A 12,854-nucleotide genomic window follows, 5' to 3' on the forward strand; every position below is an offset into this window, starting at 1 on the left:
GAGGGGGGCGTTTTCTGCAGGGCGAACCAGGCAAGCTAGGAACCCAGCGGGATCTGCTCGCTGAAGTTCCAATCCCCGCCACGGGTATCGAACAAATGGATATGATCCGCTGCGAAGGACAGGTGCGTCTCGCCCAATGCTGCCTGCGCGGCGTCCAGTTGCCGCGCAGGCACGTTCTGCGCGATGGTCAGGTGCGGATGGTAGGCGAAAGCTGATTCGTGCCTCAGTGCGTCGCCGAGCAGCGCACGGTGCAGCTGCCAGCATTCCTGAGCGCCGCGTTCCAGCGGCAGGAAAACCACGTCACTGGCTGGCCGGAAGGTTCGAGCCGGACCCAGCTGGATGCTGAAGGGCTCCACCGTGGCTGCCACCCGGCGCACCTGGGCCGCCGCCTTCTCCCAGGAATTCAGGTACGATCCGGACACCAGGGTGATATGCGGGGCAATTGGCCCGGTGGCCTCTCCCCCGTATTCCTGGCGCCACGCGCGCAGGGTCTCCCGGTGCGGCTGCGGCACCGGGATCACTACGCCCAGGGTGTACTCGAAAGCCATCAGATTCCCAGCGGTGGCAGGAAGCCGACCTTCTGGTAGACATCGGCAACGGTCTTCGACGCGACGACGCGCGCCTTGGCCGCACCGGCAAGCAGCAGGCGATCCAGCTCCGCCGGATCATCGAGCAGCTCCAGGGTACGGGTGCGGATGGGAGCCAGCTGCTCCACCACGGCGTCGGCCACAGCCACCTTCAGGTGCCCGTACATCTTGCCTTCGAACTCGTTGACCAGTTCTGGCACATGCTTGCCGGTCACGGCGGCCAGGATATCGAGCAGGTTCGAAACGCCCGGCTTCTCGGCCTTGTCGTAGGCCACGACGGACCCGGCATCGGTCACCGCGGACTTGATGCGCTTGGCGATCAGCTTCGGCTCATCCAGGACGTTGATCAGGCCCGCAGGGGACTCGGCGGACTTGGACATCTTCGAGGTCGGGTTCTGCAGGTCGTAGATGCGTGCGCCCTCCTTCGGGATGAAGGCCTCCGGAACGGTGAAGGTCTGCCCGAAGCGGTGGTTGAAGCGCTTGGCCAGGTCGCGGGCCAGCTCCACGTGCTGGCGCTGGTCATCGCCCACTGGAACACCTTCCGGCTGGTAGAGCAGGATGTCCGCGGCCATCAGGACCGGGTAGGTGAACAGCCCGACGCTGGCGGCATCCGCGCCGCCCTTGGAGGACTTGTCCTTGAACTGGGTCATGCGGCTGGCTTCGCCGAAACCGGTGATGCAGTTCAGCACCCAGGCCAGCTGCGCATGCTCGGGGACCTGCGACTGGACGAACAGGGTGGACTTGTCCAGGTCGATGCCGCCGGCGATGAACTGCGCAGCGGTCTTTCGGGTACGCGCGCGCAGCTCCGCCGGATCCTGCGAGACGGTGATCGCGTGCATATCCGGGATGAAGAAGAATGCTTCGTGGTCATCCTGGGTCTTGACCCAATTGACCAGCGCGCCCAGGTAGTTGCCCAGGTGCAGCGAATCGCCCGATGGCTGCATTCCTGAAAGTACGCGGGGACGGGTTGTTTCCATGGTTTTCCTTAGAACTGGTAGTCGACGACCAGCGGTGCATGGTCGGAGAAGCGCAAATCGTAGGCCGAGGCACGGTCTACGTGGGACTTAATGGCCTTGGCGGCTAGCGCCGGAGTGGCCATGTGGTAGTCGATGCGCCAACCGGCGTCGTTGTCGAAGGCCTGTCCGCGGAAGGACCACCAGGTGTACGGTCCCTGCACGTCGCCGGCCAGCTCGCGCGCCACATCCTTGTAGCCGATCTGAGGGCCGAAGAAGCCGTCGAAGTAGGCGATTTCCTCGTCCATGACGCCGGCGCGCTTGTTATGGTTCGGCTTCCAGTTCTTGATGTCCTTCTGCGTGTGCACGACGTTCAAATCGCCCACCACCAGGACGTGGTCCTTCTCGTTCTTCAGCTCTACCAGGCGCACGTTCATGCGCTGCAGGAAGCGGTACTTGTCCTCCTGCTTCTGGGTGCCCAGCTCTCCGGAGTGGACGTAGGCCGAGACGACGGTGAAGACCTCGCCGTTGACTTCGAAGTCCGCTTCGACCCAGCGGCCGGATTCGGCGAAGTAGTCCTCGCCGATGTGCTCTCGCACGGCTACCGGCTCGGTCCGCGAGAGGACGGCGACGCCTGCGCGGCCCTTGTCCTTGGCTTCGGCATGCAGAATATGCCAACCCTCCCCAATCAGGTCGCGCAGGATCTTGTCCGGTGCGCGTACTTCCTGCAGGCACAGGATGTCCACGTCACGGGCGGCGATCCAGTCCGCCATATTGCGCTTGTAGGCCGCGCGAATGCCGTTGACGTTGACCGACGCGACGCGCAGTGCGCCGGCGTCCTTGTTGAGAATTTCCACACTGGTAGGTATCACTGTTCCACCTTACAAAATTATGTGTTCCATTACGCGCTGATCTGGCCTGCGCCGGAACATGCGCAACGAAAAAGGGCAACGCTTGCGCGTTGCCCGGATCGGTTAGTCGATGATTTCGCCGTCCATCGGCTTGGCCGGCTTGATCATGTCCCGCGCATTCGCCGCGGTCATCTGGATTGTCTCCAGCGCCCGGTCGATCATGCCCTCGTAATCCTCGCCCCGGCTCTGGCGCTGTTCGGCGATCACGCGCGCCTGGACCTGGACGATCTTGAACGAGTGATCGAGCTTCATGTCGCGCTGGCTGGTAGCTTCGTCAACCACCACGGTGCCTGGCTGGGCGCGCGGGGTAGCCGCCGCGGTGGCTTCGCGCAGCGAGTTGTTGATCTTGTCCGCGCCTCGCTTGAGGCCGAACATCATGAATGCGGCCAGCAGCAGCCAACCGGCGGAGATGACGACAACGAACCAGCCGACGATCTCATTGGAGTTGGCAGCGAATACCACTGCCACCAGAAGGACGATGACCATGACGGACATTGCCAAAGTTGATGCGTTCAGGGTGACTTTCCTGCCCTGCTTCGCGCTGCTGCCTAGAGGTTCCATGCCGTCAATTCTCGCATCATTACCCCGCTTCAAGCCAATTGGAACCGTGCCCTTTCGCCCACAGCGTGGCTAGCCGAGCAAGCTGTGCAGATCCTGCCCGGAAAGGCATGCGCGAATCAGCAGGTATCCGCCGATGCCCACCACCCAGCCAAGGGTTTCCTGGGCGTAGGCCGAGGCTTTGGCCCCCATCTTCTGCATCCAGGCTTCGATGCGCGGGCCGGCGACCGCACGGGCGCCAACCAGCACCAACGCCGGGACGATCATCACCAAGCAGTAGCCGATCAGCGCAAGCAGCTGCAAACCGGTGCCCCAGCCGGCGCCCTGCATGACGCCTACGGCGGCCAGGTAGGGAAGCATCGTGGGAAGTTCCAGCAGGCCGGCGAACAGGGCCAGGGCAATCAGCCCGGTGCGGGTATCCAGCGCAGTTCCCAAACGGCTGCGCAAGCGCCGCGGCACCTGGCCGGTTGCGTCCGCCGGGCTCGGTGCCGGTCCTTCAAGTGCCGCGCCGCTATGCGCGATGGCTTTCTTCCGTGCGCTGGCTTCCTTCTGCGCATCGGTGCGGTAGGTGAGCGCCCAGATGATCATCAGCGCCCCGACCGCCATTCCGGCCAGCCGGAAGAACCGGTGCTGGAAGATGCCGGGATCGATGAGCAGCAACCCGCTGCGCAGCAGCACCCCGACGATCCAGTAGAATCCGGCGATCACCAGCAGGTAGGCCAAGACCTTGGCAATGGCTTCGCGGCGCCCCCGCAGCAGCAGCCACAGCGGAATGACCAGGGTGCCGATGCTGGTCGAGTCGATTAGCGCCAGGATGAGAAGGGATAGTTCGGGATTGCTCGTCATGATGTCCATGGTTTCCACTGTTCCGCGGCCTGCCGATTCGCGGTATCGGCCAGTGGGCTGCGCTTTCTCCTCCTTAAGGGGGATACCGGCGGGCAGCCAGTTCGGGGATGCTGGAAGCATGAACTTCATTCGGCGGATGGGCAGCGGAGACAAGGAACCCGAGGTCGTCGGCACCTATCTGGTGCTCACCGCCATCTTGCATCTTTCGGGACTGGCCAATCCCCCATGGTTCGCGATCCGCGGGTACGAATGGATCGTCCTGCTGCTCATCGGCCTGGCCGCCGTGCTGGTCCGTCGGCGTTTTCTCGTAGTCAGCTCCCTGGCCATGCTGTTCGCCGGCGCCGGCTTGCTGGCCGTGGGAAGCCTAGGCGGGTACTTCCTGGTCTTCGAATGCGTCTTCGGGTTGTTCCTGCTCGGGTCGGTGCGCACGCGGACGGTGGCGCTGGCGCTGCTGTGCCTGGCGGCCATCTCGCTGGCCATCGCCACATGGCTGGTCACCGGGAATCCGCAGGAGGTGGTGCTGGCCCTGCTCATGGCCGGCTTCATCCTCTTCACCCCGATGCTCTGGGCGGAGAATGTGCGCACCGCCAAGGAGCTGGCCAAGGCCGAAGCCCAGCGGGCAGAGGCTGTGCAGGCGGCGGCCGATGCCCGCGAGGACCAGCTGGTCGCCGAGCACGACTTTTCCCGCGTCCAGGAGCGCACTGCGCTGGCCCGCGAGATGCATGACGTGCTCTCGGCCAGGTTCTCGTCAATCGCGCTGCTCTCCGGCGCCCTGCTTCCGGCCGCACCCCAGGAGGTGCGGGCTCCGTTGCAGAGCATCCGCGATGAGTCGGTGTCCGGCTTGGAGGACATGGCCGCGATGGTGCGGATGCTGCATGCCGGGGGCCCTGCGCTGCAGGCGCGGATCGAGGATCTGCCGGAGCTGGTGGCCGGATTCGGCAGCCCGGTGCGCTGGGAGTACCGGGTCGCGCATCCGCAGCGCTTCAGCCCTGCGGTGCATACCGCCGCGCACCGCACGGTCTGCGAGCTGCTGGTCAACCACGCCAAGCATGCGCCGGGCACTACCCTGGAACTGAGCGTGATCCAGGACCGTGGCTTGGCGATCACGGCGAGCAATGGCCTGCGGCCCGACGCCAGCCGCGGCCCGGGGGCGGGCACCGGGCTGGAGAATATCCGCACCCGCGTCGCCGCGCTCGATGGGCGGTTCGGGATACGCACCGGCCCGGATTTCGAGGTGCGTGTGGAATTCCCCGGACCAATTGAAGCAATGGAGAAGCCGTGAAAGTCCTGATCGTCGATGACCATGCGACCGTGCGCATGGGGATCCGGCTGGTGCTGCAGGCCGCGGAAGACCTGGAAGTCGTGGGCGAAGCGGCCGACGGGCGATCGGCCATTTCCATGGCCCGTGCCCTGTCCCCCGACGTCATCCTGATGGACCTGCGCATGCCGGTGCTCGATGGCATCGAGGCCACCAAGGCGCTGCACGGCAGCAGCCGCGTCGTGGTGCTCACGACTTTCGACGACGACCAGTACCTTTTTGGCGCACTGCAGGCCGGGGCGCACGGGTTCCTGCTCAAGAGCGCCGAACCGCAGGCGATCATCATGGGCGTGGGGGCCGCGGCCCGCGGCGAATCGGTGCTGGATCCGCAGGTGACCTCGCGGATCCTGGCCCGGGCGCTGGCGCCGGAACCCGGCACCGCGAAACTGCCCGATGGCTTGACCGGCAGGGAACGCGAGGTGCTCGACGGGTTGGCCGAAGGGCTGAGCAACCCGCAATTGGCGCAGCGGCTGGGCATCGGGCAGAGCACCGTGAAGACGCATGTCTCCCAGGTGCTGGCCAAGCTCGGGGTCTCGACCCGGCTGCAGGCGGCGAAGATCGCCTACGCGGCTACCAGCTCACCAGGCAGAACGGGTGGTCTTGCGGGTCCAGATAGACCCTGAAGGTCTTGGACCCTTCGCCGGTCGAGCGCGCACCGAGGTGCAGCACCTGTTCTTCGGCCAGGTCCAGGTCGGCGACTTTCACGTCGATATGCGCCTGCTGCGGGTGCACATGCCCGGGCCACTGCGGGGCCACGTACGGGCTGACCGCCTGGAAGGCGAGCGCAGGATGGTCCGGCGCATCGCCAATGGAAACCCAGTCGGGCTCGTTGTCGATGCGCACCATCCCGAGGAGCTGTTCATAGAATCCGGCCAGTGCATCGGGGTCCTCGCAGTCGATGACCATGGCCTGCCACGTGCCAATCATGTGGCCATTATGCGCGCCCCGGGGGTGCGCGTCTACCAGGACTCAGCCATCGCGCAGGTGCAGTGGTCGATCAGCGCCTGGACGCGGGCCGGGATCTGGACCCCCTTGGGCGTGATCGCCACGACCGCGTTCGGGTAGTTGGGGGCCTTGAGCTCGCGGAAGGCCAGCGGGCGGCCCTCGATGGAGACCTCGGCATTGTTCGGGCGGCGCATAAGCAGCCCGTAGCCCAGGCCGCGGCCCACCATCGCGGAGACCAGGATCATCTGCGGGACCGAGGCGGCGATCCTGGGCTGCAGGCCCTGGGAGGCGAAGAGCTGCTGCTGGTGCTCGGTGCTCGGGTCGGACTCGTAGATGATCAGCGATTCGTCGACCAGGTCGGCCAATTCCAGCGGCCGGGCGAGGTTGGCCAGCCGGTGCTCGGGATGCAGCACCACCTGCATCTCGGTCTGGTAGATCCTCTGCTTGTCCATGTCCGCGGGCAGCTGCAGGTCGTAGACGAAAGCAACATCGATCTCGCCCTCGCGCAGGGCCGGCAGCAAGTCCTCGTGGGTGCCTACGCGCACATCGAGCTGCACCTCGGGGTGGTCGAACCCTTCCAGCGTGGCCGGAATCAGGTGCGGAGAGAGCGAAGCGAAGCAGCCGAAGCGCACCGGCCCGCGCAGCGCTCCTTCGGTTTGCGGGAATGTTGCACGCAATTCGCCGACATCGGAAAGGATCTTCCGGGCCATGGCGGCGAAGTGCTGACCCGAAGCGGTGAGCCGGATCCCGTGGGCCTTGCGGCGCAGGCACAAGGTCTCCCCGGCATGCTTCTCGATGGCGGTAATTGCCTGCGACAAGGCCGATTCCGAGATTCTCAATTCGCTGGCCGCCGAACCGAGCGTGCTGTGGGCGGGAAGTTCAGCCATGATTTCCAGATGGCGCATCGAATACATAAGCCAGCCTTCAGAAGTTTTGCAGATATTTGAAGTTTACCTTACTTGTGCTTGGTGCCACACTGGAGTGACCCAAAACTCAGGTGCCAGTGATCGACGCCTCGGTACCACTCGCAAGGGAAGCACTATGACACAATCCAAGGCCGCCAAGGCCAACCAGCGCCGCGTAGCTTTCGCGACGGTCATCGGAACCACCGTGGAGTGGTACGACTTCTTCATCTACGCCACCGCAGCAGGCCTGGTCTTCAGCCAGCTGTTCTTCGAACCAGCAGGCCAGGAGATCGCGCTGCTGATCTCCTTCGCCTCGGTCGGCCTGTCCTTCCTCTTCCGCCCGCTGGGCGCATTCCTGGCCGGGCACTTCGGCGACAAGATCGGCCGCCGTGCGATGCTGGTCCTGACCCTGGCGCTGATGGGTGCAGCCACCACGCTGATCGGCGTGCTGCCGACCTACGAGACCGCAGGCATCTGGGCGCCGATCATGCTGCTGCTGCTGCGCATCCTGCAGGGCATCTCCGCTGGCGGCGAATGGGGCGGCGCAGTGCTGATGGCCGTCGAGCACGCCTCCGACGGCCACCGCGGCCGCGCAGGCTCCTACCCGCAGGTGGGCGTGCCGCTGGGCATGCTGCTGGCCTCGGGCACCATGGCGCTGATGACCGGGGTGATCTCCCCCGGCGATGCGTTCCTCGAATGGGGCTGGCGCGTTCCGTTCCTGGTGTCGATTATCCTGATCGCCGTCGGCTACTTCGTGCGCCGCTCGGTGGACGAGTCCCCGGTCTTCGAGGAAATCAGCGAGAACAAGGCGCAGACCGCCGTGCCGATCCTGGTGCTGTTCAAGAAGCACTGGCCACTGGTGCTCATTGCCGCGCTGGTCTTCGCCGGCAACAACGCCGCAGGTTACATGACCACCGGCGGCTTCTTCCAGGCCTACACCACCAACCCTGATGGCCCGGTCGGGCTGGAGCGCACCGACGTGCTGGTCGCCGTGGCCTTCGGCGCCGCCGTATGGCTGGTCATGACCCTGGTCGCTGGCCTGCTGGCCGACAAGATCGGGCGCAAGCGCACCTACCAGATCGGCTTCATTATTCTGGCAGCTTCGCTCTTCCCGGTCTTCGCACTGGTCAACTCCGGCTCGCTGGGCCTGCTCTACCTGGCCTTCGGCCTGTTCTCCATCGGACTGGGGCTGACCTACGGCCCGCAGGCGGCGCTCTACTCGGAGCTGTTCCCGGCCTCGGTACGCTTCTCCGGCGTCTCGATCTCCTACGCGATCGGCGCGATCGTCGGCGGCGCGTTCGCACCGACCATCGCCCAGGCGCTGGTGCAGGCGACCGGCGGCACCACCGCGGTGGCCATCTACCTGCTGATCGTCGTCGCGATCTCGTTCACCGCGGTCTCGCTGATCCGCGACCGGGCCGGAATCGACCTGTCCTTCCGCAACCAAGCGGAGCAGGAAGTGGGCGCGCTGGTCTTCGACAAGCGCCGCGCTGATGCTGTGAAGGCTACCCAGGACGCCTAGGCGCTGCAAGCATAAGCCCGATGGCCCGTTTCCGAACGGGCCATCGGGCTTTTCTATTTCAGCTTGGTGCGCACCACATCCAGTCGTTTGCGGAACTCGGTCTATTCGATCTCGCCGCGGGCATTGCGTTCGCGCCGCACCGATTCGGCGCCGGCCGCAGCGCGGGCCACATGCCGTCGGCGGGCTGCGAAGATGATTGCACCGATCAGTCAGGATCCAGAAGGTCGGGGCTACCAGCCCGGGCCGTGCCCATGAATGCCGCGGGCAAGCACCAGCCGTTCCCCTCCTCGTCGCGCTCGTGGCGTTGGCGTTCGGCCGCTGTCTTAATGCAGTCCTCCCGGCGGCTGCGCCCCAAGCCCACCAGCGGCACCGAGGATACTCCGGGCGTTGGCCTTGCGGCATTGGCCCGCGGATGCGGGTGCCTGCTCCGCCAGACAGTAGCCCGGTCAGTGAGCGGCGTTCGTCGAATGCAGTTCTAGTGCCAGGTCATGCATGGCGGTGGCCGCCTTGGACGGGGCGACGGCGCGGGGGCGGGCCAGTGCGACGCGCACCGTTCGGGCCACCGGGTGGATAGGGCGCACCACCAGGTCCAGACCCTCGTAGGAAACATCCACCGCCGGGCGCTGGACCAGCACCGCGTAGCCGAGCCCGCGGGCCACCATGGAGCGGGTCACCTCGAAGTCGGCGGTGCGGTAGCGGATCCACGGTTCGACCCCGGCGGATTCGAACAGGTTCTGCGTGTGCTCGCGGCTCGGCGGGACATCCAGCAGGATCATCGGCTCGCTGGCCAGCCGCACCAGCGGCACCTTCGGCTCTTCGGCCAGCGGATGCCCCGCGGGCAGCAGCACATAGGGTTCGGTGCGGAACAGTTGGGTGCGCTCGATGCCTTCGGGCAGGCCGAAGTCGTAGACGAAGGCCAGATCCAGCGTCCCGGCGGCCAGCATCTGGAAGATCTCCTGCTGCGTGCCGGCGAAGAAATCGACTTCCACCTGCGCGTAGCGCTGCCCGTATTCGGCGAGCAGCTCCGGAAGCACCGTGGGCGCCAGCGACGAGTAGCAGCCCACCCGAACCTTTCCGGCCAGCACTTCCCCGGCACCGCTGGCCATTTGCTCCAGGTCCCTGGAGGCCTGCAGGATTCCCTGTGCCTCGTCCAGCACGTAGCGCCCGGCCGGGGTCAGGCTCACGCCATGGGCCTTGCGCCGGATGGTCAGCTGCGTGTTCAGCACGCGTTCAAGCTCGTTGAGCCCGCCGGTCACCGCGGAGGCTGACAAATTAAGTGACTGCGCGGCGGCGGTGATGGAGCCCAGCTGCCCTACGGCGGCCAGGCATTCGAGCTGACGCAGCGTAAATTTCGGCACTATTCCTCGCTTATTCAGTGGATATTCCTCGAATATAACCATTTTACCCGTGGTTATGGCCTGCCTCACACTAGTGATTGAACAAGGAACCACTAAGGAGACAGCATGAGCACCGCCCCAGCGACCTGCCCGTTCACCGGCGCCCAGGCCACCCCCGGCACCGCACCAGTGCCGCACGCCAGCACCGAATCCGCAGTCCGCGAGGCCCCGGTCGCCGATTGGGTAAAAATCGAGGACCTGTACCGCGATCCGTTCCCGATCTACCAGCGCCTGCGCGCCGAGGCCCCGCTGCACTGGGTCCCGGCGGTGAACCGCTACATGGTGACCTCCTACGCCGCCTGCCACGAGATCGAGCAGGACGAAGCCCGCTTCTCCGCCAACGAGCGCAACTCGCTGATGAAGCGGTCCATGGGCCACTCGATGCTGCGCAAGGACAACCCGGAGCACCAGGTGGACCGCGACTCCTACGGAGCGACCCTGCGCCCGGGCACCATCAAGAAGCACTGGAACGGGATCTTCGCGCAGAACAACGAGAAGTACCTGGGCCAGCTGCTCGCCAAGGGGCCGGGTTCGGACTTCGTCTGGGACTACGCCGCACCGTACACCGCGGAGAACCTGCGGCTGATCTGCGGCTTCCACAATGCCACCCAGCAGGACATGCAGCGCTGGAGCCAGACCATGATCGACGGCACCGGCAACTACGCCGATGACCCAGAGGTCTGGGCCAAGGCAGAGGCTTCCTCGGCAGAGGTCGACGCGGCCATCGACGAGATGCTCCCCTATCTGGCGAAGAACCCGGACCACTCGCTGCTCTCCAACCTGGCCACCATGCCGATCCCGCTGGAAGCCATCCGTGCCAACCTGAAGATGACCATCGGCGGCGGGCTGAACGAGCCGCGCGACGTGCTGGCCACCACCGTTTGGGCGCTGCTGGAGAACCCCGAGCAATTGCAGGCGGTACGCCAGGACCCGGCTTTGCTCCCCAAGGCCTTCGAGGAATCGGTGCGCTGGGTCGCCCCGATCGGCATGTACCCGCGTGAAACCACCCAGGAGCTGGTGCTCGAAGGCATCAGCCTGCCAGCCGGTGCGCGCCTCGGAGTGGTGCTAGGCGCGGCCAACCGCGACCCGTTGGTCTTCGAGGATCCCGAAACGTTCAACATCTTCCGCGAGAAGAAGCCGCACCTGGCCTTCGGCGGCGGTGTGCACTTCTGCGCCGGCACCTGGATCGCCCGGGCCCAGGTGGCCCAGGTCGCCCTGCCGGCGGTCTTCGAGAAGCTGCCCAATCTGCGGTTGGATCCGGCCACCGCCAGCATCGATGCCGGCTGGGTCTTCCGCGGCATGACCAAAATGCGCGTCCTCTGGGACGCCTAATACAAGGAGCCTTCCATGCCTACCATCACCTTTGAACAGCCAAACGGCACCGCGACCGACGTCGAGGTCGCCGAAGGCGGCAACATCATGCGCGCTGCTGTCACCAACGGCATCGCCGGGATCGTCGGCGAATGCGGCGGCCAGGCCATGTGCGCCACCTGCCACGTCTACGTTAACCCCGAGGATGCAGCTGGTCTTCCAGAACTCTCGGAAGACGAAGACGAAATGCTCGACTGCACCACCGCAGAGCGCACCGCGAACAGCCGGCTGGGCTGCCAGGTTTCCCTGGGCGGCGCATTGCAGTCCATCCGCGTGGCCGTACCCTCCGGACAGGTCTGAAATGAACGAAAGCATCCTGATCATCGGTGCCGGCCACGCCGGCGTGCAGCTGACCGAAACGCTGCGCGAGCACGGCCATGCCGGCGCCATCACCTTGGTCGACCAGGGCGCGCAACAGCCCTACCAGCGCCCTCCGCTGTCCAAGGACTTCGTGGCTTCCGCCCAGGAACCCGAGGTGCTGCCGCTGCGCTCGGAGGACTTCTACGCCCAGCAGCGCATCGAACTGCTGACCGGTGCGCGCGCCACCGCCGTTGACCGCGCCGCACGCACCGTGACCCTGTCCGACGGGCAGCAACGCGGCTATGACCGGCTGGTCTTCGCCACCGGCGCACGCAACCGGGTGCTGTCCTGCCCCGGCGCCGAGGACCCGCGGGTCATCGGGCTACGCACGCTGCAGGACGCGGAAATCCTGCGCCGGCAGCTGGACGGCGCCCAGCGGGTCGTCGTGGCCGGTGCCGGCTTCATCGGTCTGGAGTTCGCGGCCTCGGCCCGGGCCCGCGGGATCGATGTCACGGTGCTGCACTCCGCTCCCCGGGTGCTGAACCGTTCGGTTTCCGCCCAGCTCTCCAACTGGTTCACCCAGGCCCATCGCGGCGACGGCATCGAGCTGCGCCTGGGCGAAGGCGTGCAGTCCATTGACGTGCAGGAGGATTTGCTAGTGCAATCCTCCGCCGGGGAAAGCTGCCGGGCGGATCTGGTGGTCTACGGCATCGGCGTGCTCCCCAACATTGAGTTGGCCGAAGCATCGGGATTGGAGTGCGAGAACGGCATCCTGGTGGATGCCGCGCTGCGCACCAGCGATGAGCGCGTCTACGCGGTGGGCGACTGCGCCAATGTCGGGCGCGACGGCACGCGGGTGCGGTTGGAGTCGGTGCAGAACGCCGCGGACCAGGCGCGCAGCCTGGCCCGCACCCTGTGCGGCGAGCCCACGGCGTACTCGGAGATTGCCTGGTTCTGGAGCATCCAGGGCCGCCACCGGCTGCAAATCGCCGGGCTGGCCGAGCCCACCGACAGCAGCGTGCTGCTGGGCGACCCGGGCAGCGAAAAATTCTCCATCGCACGGCTGCGCGACGGGCAATTGGTCGCGGTGGAATCCATTAATCGTCCCGCCGACCACGCTGCCGCACGCAAGCTGCTGGCCCGCGGCGAGCGCATCACCGAAGCGATGCTCGCTGGAGCATCCCTGAAGGACCTGGCCAACGCCGCACCGGTCGCGGCCTAGCACCCCCACTACTATCCCA

The 12,854-nt window shown here is 65.9% G+C and carries 14 protein-coding genes; 6 read left to right on the top strand and 8 right to left on the bottom strand.

Annotation, left to right across the window (positions count from 1 at the left end; all coding sequences use genetic code 11):
* Positions 1-35: 35 nt before the first annotated feature.
* The 5 genes from ACNPM8_RS14285 to ACNPM8_RS14305 form a co-directional block, all read right to left on the bottom strand.
* Positions 36-548 carry a 2'-5' RNA ligase family protein gene (locus tag ACNPM8_RS14285; protein WP_448940048.1) on the bottom strand — a complete coding sequence of 171 codons (513 nt, stop codon included), beginning with the start codon at positions 546-548 and terminating at the stop codon, positions 36-38.
* On the bottom strand, positions 548-1,564 hold the full coding sequence (trpS, locus tag ACNPM8_RS14290; RefSeq protein WP_448940049.1) for a tryptophan--tRNA ligase: 1,017 nt from the start codon (positions 1,562-1,564) through the stop codon (positions 548-550). The genes ACNPM8_RS14285 and trpS overlap by 1 nt, the downstream gene beginning before the upstream one ends.
* Positions 1,565-1,572: 8 nt before the next feature.
* The gene (locus tag ACNPM8_RS14295) at positions 1,573-2,412 is read right to left on the bottom strand and encodes an exodeoxyribonuclease III (RefSeq protein ID WP_448940050.1); all 840 of its coding nucleotides are present in this window, start codon (positions 2,410-2,412) and stop codon (positions 1,573-1,575) included.
* 102 nt (positions 2,413-2,514) lie between these two features.
* Positions 2,515-3,012 (bottom strand): hypothetical protein, encoded by a 498-nt coding sequence (locus tag ACNPM8_RS14300; protein WP_105657417.1) that lies wholly within the window; start codon positions 3,010-3,012, stop codon positions 2,515-2,517.
* A 69-nt stretch (positions 3,013-3,081) separates the two neighbouring features.
* Complete coding sequence (locus tag ACNPM8_RS14305; RefSeq protein ID WP_400291290.1) at positions 3,082-3,864, bottom strand: GAP family protein; 783 nt, start codon at positions 3,862-3,864, stop codon at positions 3,082-3,084.
* A gap of 109 nt (positions 3,865-3,973) precedes the next feature.
* Between ACNPM8_RS14305 and ACNPM8_RS14310 the strand changes: the two genes are divergently transcribed.
* Together ACNPM8_RS14310 and ACNPM8_RS14315 are read left to right on the top strand one after the other, a co-directional pair.
* Positions 3,974-5,137 carry a sensor histidine kinase gene (locus tag ACNPM8_RS14310; protein WP_448940051.1) on the top strand — a complete coding sequence of 388 codons (1,164 nt, stop codon included), beginning with the start codon at positions 3,974-3,976 and terminating at the stop codon, positions 5,135-5,137.
* Positions 5,134-5,796 (top strand): response regulator, encoded by a 663-nt coding sequence (locus ACNPM8_RS14315; protein ID WP_448940052.1) that lies wholly within the window; start codon positions 5,134-5,136, stop codon positions 5,794-5,796. The genes ACNPM8_RS14310 and ACNPM8_RS14315 overlap by 4 nt, the downstream gene beginning before the upstream one ends.
* Here the strand turns inward: ACNPM8_RS14315 and ACNPM8_RS14320 are convergent.
* Both ACNPM8_RS14320 and ACNPM8_RS14325 read right to left on the bottom strand, forming a co-directional pair.
* The gene (locus ACNPM8_RS14320) at positions 5,744-6,100 is read right to left on the bottom strand and encodes a VOC family protein (RefSeq protein ID WP_105657413.1); all 357 of its coding nucleotides are present in this window, start codon (positions 6,098-6,100) and stop codon (positions 5,744-5,746) included. The genes ACNPM8_RS14315 and ACNPM8_RS14320 overlap by 53 nt on opposite strands.
* 32 nt (positions 6,101-6,132) lie before the next feature.
* A complete protein-coding gene (locus tag ACNPM8_RS14325) occupies positions 6,133-7,032 on the bottom strand; it encodes a LysR family transcriptional regulator (protein WP_105657412.1) in 900 nt (299 codons plus the stop codon).
* A 127-nt stretch (positions 7,033-7,159) separates the two neighbouring features.
* On the opposite strand from ACNPM8_RS14325, the gene ACNPM8_RS14330 reads away from it, so the two are divergent.
* The gene (locus ACNPM8_RS14330; protein ID WP_105657411.1) at positions 7,160-8,545 is read left to right on the top strand and encodes an MFS transporter; all 1,386 of its coding nucleotides are present in this window, start codon (positions 7,160-7,162) and stop codon (positions 8,543-8,545) included.
* 446 nt (positions 8,546-8,991) lie between these two features.
* Here the strand turns inward: ACNPM8_RS14330 and ACNPM8_RS14335 are convergent, their stop codons facing one another.
* A complete protein-coding gene (locus ACNPM8_RS14335) occupies positions 8,992-9,903 on the bottom strand; it encodes a LysR substrate-binding domain-containing protein (RefSeq protein ID WP_181149028.1) in 912 nt (303 codons plus the stop codon).
* A gap of 105 nt (positions 9,904-10,008) precedes the next feature.
* On the opposite strand from ACNPM8_RS14335, the gene ACNPM8_RS14340 reads away from it, so the two are divergent.
* From ACNPM8_RS14340 to ACNPM8_RS14350, 3 genes are read left to right on the top strand one after another with little or no spacing between them, the layout of a single operon-like run.
* Complete coding sequence (locus ACNPM8_RS14340) at positions 10,009-11,274, top strand: cytochrome P450 (protein WP_105657409.1); 1,266 nt, start codon at positions 10,009-10,011, stop codon at positions 11,272-11,274.
* A gap of 15 nt (positions 11,275-11,289) precedes the next feature.
* The gene (locus ACNPM8_RS14345; protein ID WP_332728565.1) at positions 11,290-11,613 is read left to right on the top strand and encodes a 2Fe-2S iron-sulfur cluster-binding protein; all 324 of its coding nucleotides are present in this window, start codon (positions 11,290-11,292) and stop codon (positions 11,611-11,613) included.
* Between the two features lies 1 nt (position 11,614).
* Positions 11,615-12,835: an NAD(P)/FAD-dependent oxidoreductase gene (locus ACNPM8_RS14350; protein ID WP_448940053.1), complete on the top strand. Its 1,221-nt coding sequence runs from the start codon at positions 11,615-11,617 to the stop codon at positions 12,833-12,835.
* The last annotated feature ends 19 nt before the right edge of the window (positions 12,836-12,854 follow it).

Source organism: Glutamicibacter sp. AGC46 (genome assembly GCF_053543715.1).

Excerpts from the sequence above, each read along its gene's own strand:
- ACNPM8_RS14325 (WP_105657412.1), bottom strand. The coding sequence starts at position 7,032 with ATGTATTCGATGCGCCATCTGGAAATCATGGCTGAACTTCCCGCCCAC.
- ACNPM8_RS14305 (WP_400291290.1), bottom strand. The coding sequence starts at position 3,864 with ATGGACATCATGACGAGCAATCCCGAACTATCCCTTCTCATCCTGGCG.
- ACNPM8_RS14300 (WP_105657417.1), bottom strand. The coding sequence starts at position 3,012 with ATGGAACCTCTAGGCAGCAGCGCGAAGCAGGGCAGGAAAGTCACCCTG.
- ACNPM8_RS14340 (WP_105657409.1), top strand. The coding sequence starts at position 10,009 with ATGAGCACCGCCCCAGCGACCTGCCCGTTCACCGGCGCCCAGGCCACC.
- ACNPM8_RS14330 (WP_105657411.1), top strand. The coding sequence starts at position 7,160 with ATGACACAATCCAAGGCCGCCAAGGCCAACCAGCGCCGCGTAGCTTTC.
- trpS (WP_448940049.1), bottom strand. The coding sequence starts at position 1,564 with ATGGAAACAACCCGTCCCCGCGTACTTTCAGGAATGCAGCCATCGGGC.
- ACNPM8_RS14285 (WP_448940048.1), bottom strand. The coding sequence starts at position 548 with ATGGCTTTCGAGTACACCCTGGGCGTAGTGATCCCGGTGCCGCAGCCG.
- ACNPM8_RS14320 (WP_105657413.1), bottom strand. The coding sequence starts at position 6,100 with ATGATTGGCACGTGGCAGGCCATGGTCATCGACTGCGAGGACCCCGAT.
- ACNPM8_RS14345 (WP_332728565.1), top strand. The coding sequence starts at position 11,290 with ATGCCTACCATCACCTTTGAACAGCCAAACGGCACCGCGACCGACGTC.
- ACNPM8_RS14350 (WP_448940053.1), top strand. The coding sequence starts at position 11,615 with ATGAACGAAAGCATCCTGATCATCGGTGCCGGCCACGCCGGCGTGCAG.
- ACNPM8_RS14310 (WP_448940051.1), top strand. The coding sequence starts at position 3,974 with ATGAACTTCATTCGGCGGATGGGCAGCGGAGACAAGGAACCCGAGGTC.